Raw genomic sequence first — 15,000 nt, 5'->3', positions numbered from 1 at the left:
TTCAGCCGCGCAGCTGGGACAGCGACGGCACCTGGTTGGTCACTTCCGCCCCGGCCTGCTTGCCGGCCGACTTCACGTTGTTGACGGCGTCCTGGTAGCTGTTGACGACGTCGCCCGTCGAGTCGCCGTTCTTGAGCTTGGCCGGCAGGCCCTTGAGCGCGTCGATCGCGCCGGTGAGCGGGGCGATCAGCTTCGACAGTGTCGGGTCGCCCTTCGCGTTCGCGGCCGCGTGCTTGAGCCGGTTGTACGCGAAGGTGCCCGCGAGGCCCGCCTTGACCAGAGCGAAGGTCCGCCCGTCGGCGCCCTTCTTGAACTTGCCGTTGCGGTAGGGCTTGACGATCCACTGGTACGTGGCGCCCGCCGCGAGCCCGGCGTTGGCGACGAAGCGGGTCTTGGCGAGCTTCTGCTTCTGGACCGAGGAGGTCGGGCTGGCGGCACCGCTGCCACTGCCGCTGATGTCGGTGGAGGAATCACTGCCGCACGCGGGCAGGACGAGGAGAGCGCCCGCGAGCAGGAACGCGGTGAGGAAGCGGCGCAGGGGCATGGCTGCTCTCCAGTGGGGCTCGTGTGGGGCTCGGGCGACGGCGCGAAGGGCACAACGCTCGAATCCTCACCCCGCCGACGGCACCCGGCCACCCGGGCGGGGTTTTGATTCGCCCATCCGGGCAACCCGCTGTCCATGTCCAGATACGGCGGCAAACCGGCCGCGTCGGTGATCGCCATCCTCGCCGACGCCGCAGCCTTCATCCTCGCACTGTGGATCTTCCTGCATGTCTTCGACGCCAACACGGGGAACAGCGCTGTCGACTTCGTCCACCGCACGGCGAACTGGCTCTCCAGTTGGGCCCACGACCTGTTCCGCGCACACGCGGACTGGCTACGCACCCTGCTCAACTACGGCCTGCCCGCAGTGATCTACCTCTTCGTGGGGCACGCCCTCGCGAACCGATTCAACAAGGCGTAAGCCGTAAGGCCTCAGCAGCAGCCGGTCTCGTCCGGCTCCAGCCCGACCGGGAGGCGGTCGCCGCCGAAGACCGCGGTGGTCGCCTCGTCGCCGCCCAGCGCGGCGACGGCCAGGAGAACGGCGCCCGCGGTCCAGGTGGTCCGCTCGGCGGGCCACACGGCCTCGTCGTCGAAGACGTAGCCGGTCCAGTACATGCCGTCGTCGGCCCGCAGGTGCTGGATGTCGGCGAGGATCTGGACGGCGCGGTCGGACTCGCCCATCGCCCAGAGCGCGAGGGCGAGTTCGGCGCTCTCGCCGCCGGTGACCCAGGGGTTGGGGACGACGCAGCGCACGCCCAGCCCCGGCACGACGAAGCGGTCCCAGCCGGAGTCGATGCGCCGCTCGGCGGCGGCGCCGCGCAGGACGCCGCCGAGGACCGGGTAGTACCAGTCCATCGAGTAGCGGTCCTTGTCGAGGAAGAGCTCGGGGTGGTGGCGTACGGCGTGGCCGAGGGTGCCGACCGCGAGCTCCCAGTCGGGCTGCGGGTCCTCGCGGGTGTCGGCGGCGGCCAGCGCGCAGCGCAGCGCCTGGTAGATGGAGGAGGAGCCGGTGAGCAGGGCTTCCGGCGCGAAGGTGCCGTCGTCCTCGCGCTTCCAGGCGATCTGGCCGCCGGGGAGCTGCAGCGCGAGTACGTACTCGACGGCCGCGTAGAGGGTGGGCCACAGGCGGTCCAGGAAGGCGTCGTCGCCGGTGGACAGGTAGTGGTGCCAGACTCCGACCGCTATGTAGGCGCAGAAGTTGGTCTCGCGGCCGCGGTCGCCGGGCTCGCCGTCCTGGCCGTCGGCGTACAGATACGAGGCGTACCAGGAGCCGTCCGGGTTCTGGCGGTCGGCGAGCCAGCGGTAGGCGGCGTCGGCCCGCTCGTGCTCGCCGGCGGCGTCGAGCGCCATGGCCGCCTCGATGTGGTCCCAGGGGTCGAGGTGGCCGCCGGTGAACCAGGGGATGGCCCCGTCGGGGCGCTGGATCGCGGCGATGCCGGCGACGGTCTGGGCCGCCTGTTCGGCGGAAAGCACCCCGGGGAGAGTGAGGTGCTCGGTGCGCTCGGGGAAGCTCACGCGCTCGCCCCGGTCACCTTCGAGGGGTGCGGCTTGGTGGCGTACGCGACGAAGCTCTTGCCGATGAGCGGGTTGAGCGCGTTCTCGGCGAGGCGGGTGGCCAGCGGTTTCTTCATGATGTCCCAGACCAGGAGCTTGTGGTAGAGCTTCACCGGCAGTGCCTGGTCGTTGTCGACGCCGACCGCGCACTTGATCCACCAGTACGGGGAGTGCAGGCCGTGCGCGTGGTGCGTGCCGTACGGGTTGAGCCCCGCCTCGCGGATCCGGCCGAGCAGTTCGTCGGCGCGGTAGATACGGATGTGGCCGCCCTCGACCTCGTGGTACGCGTCCGACAGCGCCCAGCAGATCTTCTCGGGGCCGTAGCGCGGCACGGTGATGGCGATCAGCCCGCCGGGCCGCAGGACCCGGACCATCTCCGCGAGCACGCCCTTGTCGTCGTGGATGTGCTCCATGACCTCGGAGATGATCACGCGGTCGAAGCTGTCGTCGGGGAAGGGCAGTTGGAGCGCGTTGCCCTCCATCGCGACGGCCGAGGCGGTGGCCGGGGCCTCGCCGGCCTCCTTCATGGCCGCGAACCACTTGGCGACCTCGCGGATCTCCTCGCCGTTCTGGTCGAGGGCGACGACATCGGCACCGCGCCGGTAGCACTCGAAGGCGTGGCGGCCCGCGCCACAGCCCAGGTCCAGGACCCGGTCGCCCGGGGCGAGCGGGAAACGGGAGAAGTCGACGGTCAGCACGGGAAGGGCTCTCTCTTATCCGGCGATGGGGGCGGCGGTACGTACAGCGGCGGCGGGGTGGCCGCCCTGGGCGGCGATCGCGGCCCGGTAGTGCTCGGCGGTGCCGATGGCGGCCTGCCGCCAGGTGAAGCGGGCCAGTACGCGCTCGCGCCCGGCCAGGCCCAGGCGGCGGCGCAACTCCCGGCCCCCGTCGGGGTCGAGCAGCCGGCCCAGCGCGCCCGCGAGGGCTCCCGCGTCACCCGGGGGCACGGCGAGGCAGGTCTCACCGTCGGGTCCGGCGACCTCGGGGATCGCACCGCCGGTGGTGGCGACCAGCGGGGTGGCGGTGGCCATCGCCTCGGCGGCGGGCAGTGAGAACCCCTCGTACAGGCTCGGTACGCAGGCGACCTGGGCGGAGCGGACGAGGTCGACGAGCTCGGCGTCGCTGATGCCCTTGACGAAGTCGACGGCGCCCACGAGCCCGTACCGCTCTATCGCGGCGGCCACCGGCCCGTCGTCGGCGCGCTTGCCGACGACCACGAGGTGGGCGTCGGGCTGCTCGGTGCGGAGCTTGGCCAGCGCTTCTATGAGGTGGATCAGGCCCTTGAGCGGCACATCCGCGCTGGAGGTGGTGACGATCCGGCCCGGCACCTCGGCCACGGCCGGGTCGGGCGAGAACAGGTCGGTGTCCGCACCGATGTGCACGACATGGATCCGGTCCCCTGCCACGTCCAGGTGGTCGATGATCTCCTGCCGCGAGGTCCCGGAGACGGTGAGCACGGACGGCAGCCGGCGGGCGACCCGCTTCTGCATCCGCGTGAAGCCGTACCAGCGGCGGACCGACGCACGGCGCCGCCAGCCCTGCGCGGCGTCCAGCTCCAGCTGCCGGTCGACGGTGATGGGGTGGTGGATCGTCGTGACCAGCGGCGTATCGAAGCCCAACTGCCCGTATCCGAGCGTCTGGTTGTCGTGGACGACGTCGAACTCGCCACTGCGGGCGGCCAGATGGCGGCGCGCCCGCAGGGAGAAGGTCAGCGGCTCGGGGAAGCCGCCGGTCCACATCGTGGCCACTTCCAGCGCGTCGATCCAGTCCCGGTACTCGCCGGGCCCCGGGGTGCGGAAGGGGTCCGGCTGCCGGTAGAGGTCGAGGCTGGGCAGCTCGGTGAGGACGACACCGTCATCCAGTACGGGATAGGGCTGCGCCCCGATGACCTCGACACTGTGGCCCAGCCGGGCGAGCTCGCGGGACAGATGGCGTACGTAGACACCCTGGCCCCCGCAGAAGGGGTTGCCCTTGTAGCTGAGCAGCGCGATCCGGAGCGGCCTGGCCTCTGCGGTCACTCACGGCCCCCTTCTCACTGCACTTCAGCCGGAGCGTAGCCGGTCGCGCTAATCTAGAACAAGTTTCAGACCGGATGGTCCGAACCACGAATCTACCGGCCCGTAGCCCCGCCCACAGAGCCGGACCAGGTGATTCGCACCACGGCGCGGGCCCTGCCATCATGCAGCCTGCGAGCAGCACGTGATCACGGAACGGGGGACCGGCAGGCATGACAACGAGCCCCAGACCGTCCAGCCCACGGCCGTCCATCTCCACCGCCCCGCCGCTCACCGAGCGCCAGGAGGCCAGGCGCAGCCGCATCCTCCACACCAGTGCCCAGCTCGCCTGCCGCGGCGGCTTCGACGCAGTGCAGATGCGCGAGGTCGCCGAGCAGTCCAACGTCGCCCTCGGCACCCTCTACCGCTACTTCCCCTCCAAGATCCATCTACTCGTCGCCACCATGCAGGATCAGCTCGGCCACCTCCACGAGGCGCTGCGCAAGCACCCGCCCGCCGCCGCCACCCCCGCCGACCGCGTCGCCGACACCCTCATGCGCGCCTTCCGCGCCATGCAGCGCGAGCCCCACCTCGCCGACGCCATGGTCCGCGCCCTCACCTTCGCCGACCGCTCCGTCAGCCCCGAGGTCGACACCGTCTCCCGCCTCACCACCGCGATCATCCTCGACGCGATGGGACTGGACGCCCCGCCCACCGCCGAGCAGCTCTCCGCCGTCCGCGTCATCGAGCACACCTGGCACTCCGCCCTGGTCACCTGGCTCTCCGGCCGCGCCTCCATCGCCCAGGTCAAGATCGACATCGAGACCGTCTGCCGCCTCATCGACCTGACGGCCGAGGACCGCCCGCAGACCTGAGCGTCCTCCGGACGTGTCCTCAAGCGCCGGACGGGCTGAATTCATTGACTCCGGCCCGTAATCGGTTCGACAGCCCGTAGGGCCCTTCGGCAACATCCCGTCATGGACCCCCGCTTCTGGCCGCTGTACGGCCTTCGCATCACCACCCCCCGCCTCGAACTGCGCCTCCCCGGTCTCGACCTGCTCGACGACCTCGCCTCCGTCGCCGCCGACGGCGTCCACGACCCGGCCGAGATGCCGTTCTCGCTCCCCTGGACCGACGCGGCACCGGAGGACGTCGGCCGGGCCATCTTCCAGCACGTCCTGCGCACGGTCGCCGAGTGGCAGCCCCAGAAGTGGTGCCTCAGCCTCGCCGTCCTGCGCGACGGCAAAGTCGTGGGCCGCCAGGACCTCTTCGCGACAGACTTCGCCGTCACCCGCCAGGCCGAAACCGGCTCCTGGCTGGGCCTCGCCCACCAAGGCCACGGCATCGGCACCGAAATGCGCGCCGCCGTCCTTCACCTCGCCTTCGCCGAGCTCGACGCCGACTGGGCCGTCTCCGACGCCATGCTCGACAACCCCCGCTCCCTCGGCGTCTCCCGCCACCTCGGCTACCGCCCCGACGGGCTCGCCCTCGCCTCCGCACGGGGTCAGTCCCGCACCTTGCAGCGGCTCCGGCTGAGCCGGGCCGAGTGGGAGGCGCACCGGACGGTGCCGGTGGAGGTGGCGGGGCTGGACGAGGGGTGCCGGGGGCTGTTCGGGCAGACTCGGTCGGATCGGTCGGATTGGTCGGATTGGTCGGAGCAGGCCGGGGTCACCGCGTAGCCGCGTCGCGGAGGGCGTCGAGGAGGCCGCGGAGGGCGGGCTGGGCGAGGGACACCTCGCGTACGGCGGCGTGGATGGAGCGTAGGGGTTCCGGGTTGCGGACGGGGCGGACGGCGACGCCGGGGTGGCGGGTGCCGGTGCCGAGGGTGAGGCGTGGCATCAGGCCGATCCCGAGGCCGGCGGCGACGAAGCCCTGGGCGGTCGCGTAGTCCTCGCTCCGTACGACGAAGTCCGGGCTGAAGCCGGCGGCGGCGCAGGCGTCGAGCACGGGGTCGAGGCAGGGGCCGGGCGGTTCGCTGCCGACCCAGGGTTCGGCGGCGAGGTCGGTCAGGTCGAGGATCCGCTTCGCGGCGAGGGGGTGGCCCAGGGGGATAACCGCGCGGAAGGGGTCGTCGAGGAGGTGGACGAGGCGGGTGCCCTCGCCGAGCGCGGCGGCATCCGCGTCGCGGGGGCGGACGACGAGGGCGAGGTCGGCGTGGCTCTGTTCCGCCGCCGCCCCGGCAGGGTGGTCTTCCGCGTCGTTGAGCTTGAGATCGATCCGTACGCCCGGGTATTCGCGGCGGAGCCGGGCGACGGCGGGCGCGACGAGCGTGGCGCCCGCCGTGGTGAAGTAGCGGATCGCCAGCAGGCCGATACGGCCCGCCCGCAGGTCGGCCAACGCGGTCTCCGCTTCGGCGACGTTCTGGCTGATGACGGCCGCGTGCTCGGTGAGCAGCCGCCCGGCGGCCGTCGGCCGCACGCCCCGGCCGACCCGTTCGAGCAGGGCGGTCCCGGCCTGCTTCTCCAGCGCCGCCACCTGCTGGCTGACGGCGGAGGGCGTGTAGCCCAGGTTCGCCGCCGCGGCGGTCACGGAGCCACTGGTCACGACGGCCCGTAGGACCTGCATGCGTCTGACATCAAGCATGTAGGAGAGCTTAAAGGTTGGTGCGGTTTCTTTTGCTTGTCCTGTCGGGTTGCTCTGCGGCACGGTTCATTCGGGATGACCAACGGCCAAGGAGATGAAGAGCGTTGATACGTGTGGGCGTGCTCGCCCTGCTCTGGGGATCGACCTTTCTGTGGATCAAGCTCGCTCTCGACGGGCTGTCACCCGTCCAGGTCACCCTCATCCGCTGCGCGCTGGGCGCGATCACCCTGATCGTGTTGTGCTGTGCGGCCGGTCAACGCCTCCCGCGCGGCCGCGCGATCTGGGGTCACGTCATCGTGGCCGCCCTCTTCTGCAACGCCCTGCCGTTCGCCGCGTTCAGCATCGGTGAGCAGAGCGTCGACTCCGGAACGGCCGGCGTTCTCAACGCGACAACTCCCCTGTGGTCCTTGGCCGTCGGCATCGCCAACGGCACGGAACGCGGACTCCGCCCGGTCAGGCTGGGCGGGCTCCTGCTCGGATTCGGCGGCACGGTGCTGATCTTCGCCCCCTGGCACCGGACCGGGATCCTGAGCTGGGGCGCCCTCGCGATCCTCGCGGCCGCGGCCAGCTACGCGGTGGCGTTCGCGTACATGGGGCGCCATCTCGTCGGGACCGGCACCCCGACAATCTCCCTGGCCGCCGCCCAGCTCATCGCCGCGACGGGACTGACCGCGCTGACACTCCCGGCCGGCGGCCTGACGGCGGTGCGGCCCGGACCGACGGCCCTGATCGCGGCCGCAGTACTCGGCGTCTTCGCCACCGGGGTCACCTTCTACCTCACGTACCGGATCATCGCGGACGAAGGCGCGACCAACGCCGCCACCGTGGGATACCTGCTGCCGGTGGTCTCGGTGGCGCTGGGGGCCGTGGTGCTGGACGAGGAGCTCAGCCTCCGGGTCATCGGCGGAATGGCGGTCGTACTCATCGGAGTCGGCATGACGCGCCGGCCGAAACCGGCACCAGAGCCAGCACTGAAGCTGAGCTGAGCTGAACGGACGATGCAGACCAACTCCCCCTGGCGGGCGCCCGACTTCCGCACCCTGTTCACCGCCACCGCCCTCAGCCAGCTCGGCACCAACATCGGCTACGTGGCCGTCCCCCTCATCGCCGTATCCGCTCTGGACGCCGGTCCCGGCCAGGTCGGGGCGCTCGCCACACTGAGCACCGCCGCATTCCTGCTCATCGGGCTGCCGGCCGGGGCGTGGCTGGACCGGATGCGCCAGCGCCGGGTCCTGATCGCCGCCGACCTGGCCCGGGCCGCGCTGTTCGGTTCCGTCCCGCTGGCCTGGTGGCTGGACGCCCTGACCCTGGGCCAGCTGTACGCGGTCGTGCTGCTCAGCGGCTGCGCCACGGTCTTCGCCGACGTGGGCGCGCAGAGCGTGCTGCCGCAACTGGTCGGCCGCGACGGCCTCGTCCAGGCGAACGCCGCCGTGGTCAGCCTCATGGCCGCCGGCAACGTGGCAGGCCGGGGCGCGGGCGGCGGGCTCGTCCAACTGCTCACGGCCCCGGTCGCCGTGGCCTGCACCGCGGTCAGCCACCTGGCCTCGGCCCTCCGCCTCACCGCCCTGCGCGCCACGCCGCCCCCACCCCCGCCCCTCCCCGGGCAGCGCACCCCGCTGCGAGCCCAGATCGCGGAGGGCCTGCGCCACGTCTTCGGCACCAGGGAACTACGGGCCCTCGTGCTCACCGCCTCCCTCAACAACCTCGGCTCCCAGATCATCAACACCATGCTCCCGGTGCTCTTCGTCCGCGAACTCGGTCTCTCCGCAGGCGTCCTGGGCCTCTTCTGGGCAGCCGGCGGCGCCGGTCTCTTCCTCGGCGCCCGCTGCGCCCGCCCCGTCGCCGACCGCCTCGGCCACGGCCGCACCCTCGGCCTCGCCGGCCTGTGCATGGCGCCGTCGGCGCTGCTCGTTCCGCTGGTCGACCGTGGGCCGTGGCTGCTCCTCGCCGGGACCGGCTGGCTGCTCTGCCTGTTCAAGACGGGAATGGACAACGTCCTCGGCGTAAGCCTGCGCCAGCGGATGACCCCCGACGCCCTTCTCGGCCGCATGAACGCCACCTTCCGCTTCCTCCTCACCGGAGCCCTCGCGATCGGCGCCGCCCTCTCCGGCCTCATCGGCCAGCTGGCCACCGTCCACACCGCGCTCTGGACCGGCGGCGGAATCCTGGCCGTCGCCTTCCTGCCCGTCTTCCTCTCCCCGGTCCGTACGCACCGCGAACTGCCGCAGCAGGCCGTCGCCTTCCGGTGAGGCACGGCCTACGATTCCGTGGCCGCGTACCGCCAGAAGTCCCGCATCACGGCGGGCGGGGTCGGTCCGGTCATCTGCAGCTGCGTGAGCAGCACGGATACGGTGCCGGTGGAGGGCACGATGTGCCCCGCCGTGCCGGTGCCCCCGACCCAGCCGTAGCGTCCCGGCACATTCCAGGGGTCCACGGCCGCTACGTCCACCGAGCCGCCGAAACCCCAGCCCTGGCCCTCCAGGAACAGGCGGCCGGCCTCCCGCTGGGCCTGCGTCAGGTGGTCGGTCGTCATCTGCCGCACCGACGCGGGCGACAGCAGCGCCCGGCCGTTCACGGTCCCCCCGGCGAGCAGCATCCGCCCGAAGGCGTGCCAGTCGTCGGCGGTCGACACCAGCCCACCGGCGCCGGACGCGAACGCCGGGAGGCCGCTGCTCCACTGCCCGTCGGGGGCGTCGACCAGCTCGGTACCGCCGTCCGCTGTGGGGCGGTAGCAGCTGGTGAACCGGTGCCGCTTGCCGGCCGGCACCTCGAATCCGGTGTCGGCCATGCCCAGCGGCTCGAACAGCCGCTCAGCCAGAAACTCGGGCAGCGTCCGGCCTGAGACCCTGGCGATCAGCACGCCCTGGATGTCGGAACAGGTGTTGTACAGCCACGCCTCTCCCGGCTGGTGCAGAAGCGGAATGCGGGACAGCGTCGCCATCCATTCGTCCGGCTCCGGGACGAGCTGCGGGTCCAGGACGAACTTCTGCAGCTCGCTGAACAGCAGCGCCACCGCCGGCAGCGAGAAGTCGGCCGGAAATCCGTACCCGGCGCGGAAAGTGAGCAGATCCTCCACCGTGATCGCCCTGGCAGCCGGCACGACATCCCCGACCGGACCGTCCGGCGTACGCACGACCCCCGGCGACCCCAGCTCCGGCAGCCACTCCCCCACCGGGTCCTCCAGCCCGATCCGGCCCTCCTCGACCAGCATCATCACCGCCGCCGCGACGACCGGCTTCGTCATCGAAGCGATCCGGAAGATCGAGTCCCTTGCCATCGGCGACGCCCCCTCCGCATCCGCCGACCCGACGACCTCCACCTCGACCCGATCCCCCCGCGCCACCAGGCCCACCGCCCCCGGCGCCGATCCCTTGCCGACGTGCGTCTCCAGGACGTCCTTCAGTTCGGTCATCGCCCGTGCCCACCTTCGCTGACTCTGCGGCTCTACGTATCCGGTCAGAGGTAAGACTCCCGGCCCCGCCCGGAATCATCGGTCCCACCGACCAACTTGAGAACCACCTCGTCGATCTCCTCGCCCCGCGCGTTCGCGAACCCCCGCTCATGGCCCGTCACCACGAACCCGCACTTCTCCAGAACCCGGATCGACCCCCCGTTGTCCGCCGCCGCCCGCGCATACAGCGGACGCTCCCCCACAACACCCAGCAGCCCCCGCAGCGCGGCCGTAGCCGCCCCCCGCCCCCAGTACTCCCGCCCGATCCAGTACGTGACCTCCCGCTCCTCCGGCGGACCGAACACCGCCACATGCCCGACGATCTCCCCGCTCCCGCCGACGACGGTCCGCATGACGACCGCCATGTCTGCGCGGTTCCGCGCCCAGTGGGCCTCGAACCAGCCGCGGTCCGCCGGGTCCTTGGCGGTGAACGCCGCCATCCAGATCCCCTCGGGGTCGTTCGACTGGGCGTAGAAGACGGGCAGGTCGCCGTCTCTCACTTCTCGTAGCGTCACATCCATCAGTGCCTCCCGGGTGTGGTGATGGCCACAGGGCCACCTCAGTATCAAACCGGATTGCACTGACAGGACCCCGCATGGATCGTGGCTGTCCGGAGGTGATGAGGATGACCGGCATCGTCCTGGAACTCTCGGCCCGTGACCTGACGCCTGGCGACCTGGCGTCGTGCGGCTGGTCGGGGTCGGCGCTTCATCTGGAGTCTGTCGCCGAGCAGTTGAGGCGCGCCGGGTTCGGCGAGGTCGACTACCTGGCGATCTGTCCTCCGTCGGGGATACCTGTGGCGATCGGCGGCGTGGACTACCAGGTCCGGGAGGGAGCCGGCCTGCTGTGGCAGTTGTCGGTGCATCCGGCGTTGCAGTCGTGCGGGATCGGGACGGTCCTCATCGGGGCTGCGGAGCTGCGTATCAGGTCCCGTGGTCTCCGGCAGGCGGAACTCGGTGTGGAGGAGAGCAATCCCCGGGCGCGGGCGCTGTATGAGCGACTCGGGTACGTCGCGTACGGACGCGGCGCCGAGGCATGGGACGAGCTGGACTCGGACGGCTCGATTCGCCGCCACGAGACAATGTGCACGTGGATGCGCAAGGAGCTGGGACAGAGACCGTGAGAGCGACCAGCTTTGAGTACGTCTGTCTCGCGCGGCATGGTCAGACCGAGTGGAACCAGCAGGGCAGACGCCAAGGGCACCTGGACTCCCCGCTCACCCCCGCCGGTCTGCTGCAGGCGGAGCGCAACGCCGACCTGATCGCCTCGCTCCCCGTGGACAGGGTGTTCAGCAGCCCGCTCGGCAGGGCGCGGGCCACGGCCGGCATCATCGCGGCGCGGATCGGGTTGCCGGTCGAGGTCGTCGAGGAGCTGCGGGAGGTCCATCACGGCCGGATCGCGGGCCTGACGGACGCCGAGATCGAGCGGGACTTCCCGCATGTGGCGGCCGGCCGGGCCCGGGACAAATACGGCTACCGCTTTCCGGAGGGGGAGAGTTACGCCGATGCCGACCGGCGGGCCGGGGAGGCGTTGAGGCGGATCGAGGCGACCGGGGCTCGACGGCCGCTGGTGGTGTCACATGAAATGGTCGGCCGGATGCTGCTGCGGAACCTGGTGGGCCTGGATGTTGGGACCGCGCTCGCGTGGAAGCACCCGCACGATGTTGTGTGCAGGGTCCGGGTCGGTGAAGCGCGATACGAATGCCTTCCGGCCGAGGACAGGACGACGACAGGAGAGACGCCTTGAACCCATCGCCCTTCGACGCGTTGCTGTGCGACATCGACGGCGTTCTGCGCCTGTGGGACCCGGCCGTGATGCCCGGGCTGGACCGGGCGTACGGCCTGCCGCCCGGGACTTTGGCCGGGGCGGCCTGGCGGGCGGAGCGGGTACTGCCGGCGGTGACGGGGGCGGTGACGGATGAGGAGTGGCGGGCGGCGATCGCGGAGGATCTGGCCGAGGCATGCGGGTCGTTGGGCAGGGCCGGGGCGCTGGTGGCCGACTGGACGGCCCGGGGCGGCCGGATCGATGACGAGGTGCTGGGCCTGCTGACGGCCGCGCGGGAGCGGATGCCCGTGGTGCTGGTGTCGAACGGGACCACGCGGCTGGAGGCCGATCTGGCGGCACTGGGGGTGGCCGGGGCGGTGGATGCCGTGGTCAATTCGGCGCGGGTCGGGGTGGCGAAGCCGGAGGCGGCGATATACCGGCATGCCGCCGAGGTTGCGGGAGTTGACGTGTCGCGGTGCCTGTTCGTCGACGACCTTGAGGAGAACGCCATCGGGGCGAGGGCGGTCGGAATGACCGGGCTGCACTATCGGCAGGTACGGGATCTGGCAAAGGTGCTGGTGGCACCGGATCGCGGGAATTGACGACGCGGTGAGCGGCGACGCGGTGAGGCCCGATGTCCTCTTCTAGTACTGGGGAAATCACCCGTCCAATCCCCTCCAACTCCCCACGTCGCTCATTTAGGTGACGGGGTGGCAGGTCTTCGGACAAACGGTGTACGGTCGCGCCAACAACACCACACAGACGACGGCCCCCGGCCGGGACGGACATCCCGATCGAGGGCCTGATCATCAGGAAGCAGCAACTTCCCAATGACTTCAGCGCAGTCTAGCGCGCGCGTTTCCGCGCGCTCGGGCGTCCAGCACGTCCGCCATCGTCATGCCGAACGCTTCACCGTCGTCGGCAACCACCTCGCCCAGAACCGCAGGCTGTCGCTGGTCGCGATCGGCATCGCGGTCCACATCCAGTCGCTCCCCGATGGGGTGCCCGTCGGCATCCGTGAGTTGACGGCACGCTTCCACGAGGGCGAGGTCGCCATCGCTCGCGCCCTGCGGGAGCTGGAAGCCGAGGGCTACCTCGAGCGCGAGCGCCTGCGGCTGCCCGACGGCCGGATGGTGACCCGTACGACCTACTTCGAGCGGCCGGGCGCGGCCCCGGCAGCCGTACGAAAGACGACGCCCCGAACCGACCGCGCCCGTCGAGCCGGTCGCTTCCGCCGTACTGGGCAGGCTGCGGCTGCGGGACGAGCGGATGGTGCTGTCGGAGCGCTCCGTACGGCGGCTCGCGCCCGGCGTGAGTACGTGGCTGCAGCGCGGGGTCACCCCGGACCGGATCTCGGCGACGCTCTGCGGCTCGCTGTCGAACGGAGAGATCTCCAGCCCGGAGCGGCTGGTGGAATGGCGGCTCAAGGAGCTGATGCCGCCCGCACTGCCGACCGCACTGCGCGGTCCCGCAGGACCGCCCCCGGGGCCCGCACGGCCGGATCCGATGCAGTGCTGCCAGGGATGCGATCGCGGCTTCAGGGCACCGGGGCCGGGGTACTGCCGCGGCTGCCGGGAGGCGGAAGCCGCCGCTTAGCTTCGTCACTTTCAGCAGGCAAATCGTCACCCATTTGAGCTAACACTCATGTTACTAACTTCAATGTTAGTAACATGAGTGTTAGCATGCACCCATGGCTGATTTTGTCGGCAGGCAGCGTGAGCTGGAACTCCTCTCGCTGGAGCTGGGGCGCGTGGCATCGGGAATCGGCGCAGAGCGTCCCGGTCGCTGCCTCCTGTTGCGCGGTCGACGCCGGGTGGGCAAGTCCCGACTGGTGGAGACATTCGTGGAGCGGTCCGGCGCACCGTTCCTGTTCTTTGCCGCCACGGGAGCCTCCATGGCCGCAGACCTGCGACGGTTGGCCCAGGACGCGCGGTCGTCCACACTCCCGGCGGGAAATCTGCTGAGTGCAGCACGTCCGGAGAGCTGGGACGCGGCATTCGAAGTTCTCGCAGCGGCATTGCCCGATGATCGTCCGAGCGTGGTCGTGCTGGACGAAGCACCGTATCTGATGGACCCGGAGCAGGCGTTCGAGGGAATGCTCCAGCGGGCCTGGGACCGTGAGCTCGAAAAGAAGCCGGTACTCCTGGTCCTCATCGGATCGGACCTGTCCATGATGGAGGCGCTGAACGACTACGAGCGCCCGTTCCACCAGCGAGGGCGGGAGATGGTGGTGGGGCCGCTCAGCCCGGCCGAGGTCTCCGAGATGCTCGATCTGGATGCGGCGCAGGCGATCGACGCCGCCTTGGTCACTGGCGGGCTTCCGCTGATCTGCGCGGACTGGGCGCCTGGCGCCGGGCTCTGGGACTTCCTCTCGGCGTCACTCAGCAATCCTGTGTCGGCGCTGCTGGTCTCCGCCGAAAGGTCACTGGCCGCGGAGTTCCCGCAGCATGTCCAGGCACGTGCGGTATTGAGCGCAATCGGCAGCGGCGAGCGCACCTTCTCCAACATCGCGCGAGCAGCCGGCGGCCTGGCGGCCACACCGCTACAGCGCTCGCTTGAGGTACTCGGCGACAAGCGTGTGGTGGCGGGAGAGCTGCCGATCTCCACAAACCCGTCCAAGGATCGTCGTTACCGCGTCATGGACCCCTATCTCCGCTTCTGGCTGCGCTTTCTCCAGCCGTACATGAACGAGATCGAACGAGGCCGCTCGGATCTCACCCTGGACCGCATCCGGGAAGGCTGGACCAGTTGGCGAGGGCGGGCGGTGGAGCCGCTTGTGCGTGAGGCTCTCGCGCGGCTGCTCCCGGACGATCAACTGCCGGGCGCCCGAGCTGTCGGCGGCTACTGGACACGGACGAATGACGTCGAGATTGACATCGTCGGTGCGGACCGGGCACCGGTCGCCAAGGAGTTGTTGTTCGTCGGGTCGATCAAGTGGCTGGAGAGGGATCCGTTCGACCGTCATGATCTGGCCGCCCTGCACCGGCAGCGGACAGCCCTCACCGCAGAGCCGGTGCCTCTGGTCGCGGTGTCCCGCAGCGGTGTCTCCTGCGACGGCTTGGACGCTGTCTACGACCCGGACGACCTGCTCCAGGCCTGGCATAGATGACA

Annotated in this window: 17 protein-coding genes; 9 read left to right on the top strand and 8 right to left on the bottom strand. The window is 70.7% G+C overall.

Translation table 11 applies throughout. The features are described 5' to 3' along the window. Position 1 precedes the first annotated feature (1 nt). Entirely contained in the window at positions 2-544 is a 543-nt protein-coding gene (locus OG607_RS32815) for a hypothetical protein (RefSeq protein ID WP_405731123.1), read from the bottom strand. 135 nt (positions 545-679) lie between these two features. On the opposite strand from OG607_RS32815, the gene OG607_RS32810 reads away from it, so the two are divergent. After that, positions 680-964, top strand: a complete 285-nt coding sequence (locus OG607_RS32810; protein ID WP_329318586.1) for a hypothetical protein — start codon at positions 680-682, stop codon at positions 962-964. A gap of 11 nt (positions 965-975) precedes the next feature. Here the strand turns inward: OG607_RS32810 and OG607_RS32805 are convergent, their stop codons facing one another. Genes OG607_RS32805 through OG607_RS32795 form a run of 3 tightly spaced genes read right to left on the bottom strand, consistent with a single transcriptional unit; the run spans position 976 to position 4,115 of the window. Beyond that, positions 976-2,058: a prenyltransferase gene (locus OG607_RS32805; RefSeq protein WP_405731121.1), complete on the bottom strand. Its 1,083-nt coding sequence runs from the start codon at positions 2,056-2,058 to the stop codon at positions 976-978. Then, positions 2,055-2,795, bottom strand: a complete 741-nt coding sequence (locus tag OG607_RS32800) for a methyltransferase domain-containing protein (protein WP_405731120.1) — start codon at positions 2,793-2,795, stop codon at positions 2,055-2,057. The genes OG607_RS32805 and OG607_RS32800 overlap by 4 nt, the downstream gene beginning before the upstream one ends. A 15-nt stretch (positions 2,796-2,810) precedes the next feature. Further along, positions 2,811-4,115 carry a glycosyltransferase family 4 protein gene (locus OG607_RS32795; protein ID WP_405731118.1) on the bottom strand — a complete coding sequence of 435 codons (1,305 nt, stop codon included), beginning with the start codon at positions 4,113-4,115 and terminating at the stop codon, positions 2,811-2,813. Positions 4,116-4,324: 209 nt separating this feature from the next. Between OG607_RS32795 and OG607_RS32790 the strand changes: the two genes are divergently transcribed. Beyond that, positions 4,325-4,966 (top strand): TetR family transcriptional regulator, encoded by a 642-nt coding sequence (locus OG607_RS32790; protein ID WP_405731116.1) that lies wholly within the window; start codon positions 4,325-4,327, stop codon positions 4,964-4,966. A gap of 102 nt (positions 4,967-5,068) precedes the next feature. Then, a complete protein-coding gene (locus tag OG607_RS32785) occupies positions 5,069-5,770 on the top strand; it encodes a GNAT family N-acetyltransferase (protein ID WP_405731114.1) in 702 nt (233 codons plus the stop codon). Here the strand turns inward: OG607_RS32785 and OG607_RS32780 are convergent. Beyond that, on the bottom strand, positions 5,760-6,674 hold the full coding sequence (locus OG607_RS32780) for a LysR family transcriptional regulator (RefSeq protein ID WP_405731112.1): 915 nt from the start codon (positions 6,672-6,674) through the stop codon (positions 5,760-5,762). The two genes, OG607_RS32785 and OG607_RS32780, sit on opposite strands and share 11 nt — an antisense overlap. A gap of 107 nt (positions 6,675-6,781) precedes the next feature. On the opposite strand from OG607_RS32780, the gene OG607_RS32775 reads away from it, so the two are divergent. Next, positions 6,782-7,660, top strand: coding sequence for a DMT family transporter (locus OG607_RS32775; RefSeq protein WP_405737199.1), 879 nt, complete (start codon positions 6,782-6,784; stop codon positions 7,658-7,660). A 12-nt stretch (positions 7,661-7,672) separates the two neighbouring features. Further along, entirely contained in the window at positions 7,673-8,923 is a 1,251-nt protein-coding gene (locus OG607_RS32770) for an MFS transporter (protein ID WP_405731110.1), read from the top strand. Between the two features lie 8 nt (positions 8,924-8,931). On the opposite strand, the gene OG607_RS32765 is transcribed toward OG607_RS32770, so the two are convergent. Both OG607_RS32765 and OG607_RS32760 read right to left on the bottom strand, forming a co-directional pair. After that, the gene (locus OG607_RS32765; protein ID WP_405731108.1) at positions 8,932-10,086 is read right to left on the bottom strand and encodes a serine hydrolase domain-containing protein; all 1,155 of its coding nucleotides are present in this window, start codon (positions 10,084-10,086) and stop codon (positions 8,932-8,934) included. Between the two features lie 44 nt (positions 10,087-10,130). Beyond that, entirely contained in the window at positions 10,131-10,646 is a 516-nt protein-coding gene (locus OG607_RS32760; RefSeq protein WP_405731106.1) for a GNAT family N-acetyltransferase, read from the bottom strand. 104 nt (positions 10,647-10,750) lie between these two features. Here OG607_RS32760 and OG607_RS32755 point away from each other — a divergent pair, with 104 nt between their 5' ends. From OG607_RS32755 to OG607_RS32745, 3 genes are read left to right on the top strand one after another with little or no spacing between them, the layout of a single operon-like run. Beyond that, the gene (locus OG607_RS32755) at positions 10,751-11,248 is read left to right on the top strand and encodes a GNAT family N-acetyltransferase (RefSeq protein WP_405731104.1); all 498 of its coding nucleotides are present in this window, start codon (positions 10,751-10,753) and stop codon (positions 11,246-11,248) included. Beyond that, positions 11,245-11,871 carry a histidine phosphatase family protein gene (locus OG607_RS32750; RefSeq protein WP_405731102.1) on the top strand — a complete coding sequence of 209 codons (627 nt, stop codon included), beginning with the start codon at positions 11,245-11,247 and terminating at the stop codon, positions 11,869-11,871. Before OG607_RS32755 ends, OG607_RS32750 begins: the two co-directional genes overlap by 4 nt. Further along, positions 11,868-12,491: an HAD family hydrolase gene (locus tag OG607_RS32745; RefSeq protein WP_405731100.1), complete on the top strand. Its 624-nt coding sequence runs from the start codon at positions 11,868-11,870 to the stop codon at positions 12,489-12,491. Before OG607_RS32750 ends, OG607_RS32745 begins: the two co-directional genes overlap by 4 nt. A gap of 234 nt (positions 12,492-12,725) precedes the next feature. On the opposite strand, the gene OG607_RS32740 is transcribed toward OG607_RS32745, so the two are convergent. Continuing rightward, positions 12,726-13,316, bottom strand: a complete 591-nt coding sequence (locus tag OG607_RS32740; protein ID WP_405731098.1) for a hypothetical protein — start codon at positions 13,314-13,316, stop codon at positions 12,726-12,728. Between the two features lie 263 nt (positions 13,317-13,579). On the opposite strand from OG607_RS32740, the gene OG607_RS32735 reads away from it, so the two are divergent. Then, on the top strand, positions 13,580-14,998 hold the full coding sequence (locus OG607_RS32735; protein ID WP_405731096.1) for an ATP-binding protein: 1,419 nt from the start codon (positions 13,580-13,582) through the stop codon (positions 14,996-14,998). Positions 14,999-15,000 lie beyond the last annotated feature (2 nt).

Source organism: Streptomyces sp. NBC_01537 (assembly GCF_045040445.1).
Classification (GTDB): domain Bacteria; phylum Actinomycetota; class Actinomycetes; order Streptomycetales; family Streptomycetaceae; genus Actinacidiphila.
This window is presented reverse-complemented; position numbering and strand designations above follow the sequence as displayed.

Bases quoted from the DNA above. Each gene is read 5' to 3' on its own strand.
- OG607_RS32790 (WP_405731116.1), top strand. From the start codon at position 4,325: ATGACAACGAGCCCCAGACCGTCCAGCCCACGGCCGTCCATCTCCACC.
- OG607_RS32780 (WP_405731112.1), bottom strand. From the start codon at position 6,674: ATGCTTGATGTCAGACGCATGCAGGTCCTACGGGCCGTCGTGACCAGT.
- OG607_RS32765 (WP_405731108.1), bottom strand. From the start codon at position 10,086: ATGACCGAACTGAAGGACGTCCTGGAGACGCACGTCGGCAAGGGATCG.
- OG607_RS32785 (WP_405731114.1), top strand. From the start codon at position 5,069: ATGGACCCCCGCTTCTGGCCGCTGTACGGCCTTCGCATCACCACCCCC.
- OG607_RS32760 (WP_405731106.1), bottom strand. From the start codon at position 10,646: ATGGATGTGACGCTACGAGAAGTGAGAGACGGCGACCTGCCCGTCTTC.
- OG607_RS32810 (WP_329318586.1), top strand. From the start codon at position 680: ATGTCCAGATACGGCGGCAAACCGGCCGCGTCGGTGATCGCCATCCTC.
- OG607_RS32755 (WP_405731104.1), top strand. From the start codon at position 10,751: ATGACCGGCATCGTCCTGGAACTCTCGGCCCGTGACCTGACGCCTGGC.
- OG607_RS32815 (WP_405731123.1), bottom strand. From the start codon at position 544: ATGCCCCTGCGCCGCTTCCTCACCGCGTTCCTGCTCGCGGGCGCTCTC.
- OG607_RS32770 (WP_405731110.1), top strand. From the start codon at position 7,673: ATGCAGACCAACTCCCCCTGGCGGGCGCCCGACTTCCGCACCCTGTTC.
- OG607_RS32735 (WP_405731096.1), top strand. From the start codon at position 13,580: ATGGCTGATTTTGTCGGCAGGCAGCGTGAGCTGGAACTCCTCTCGCTG.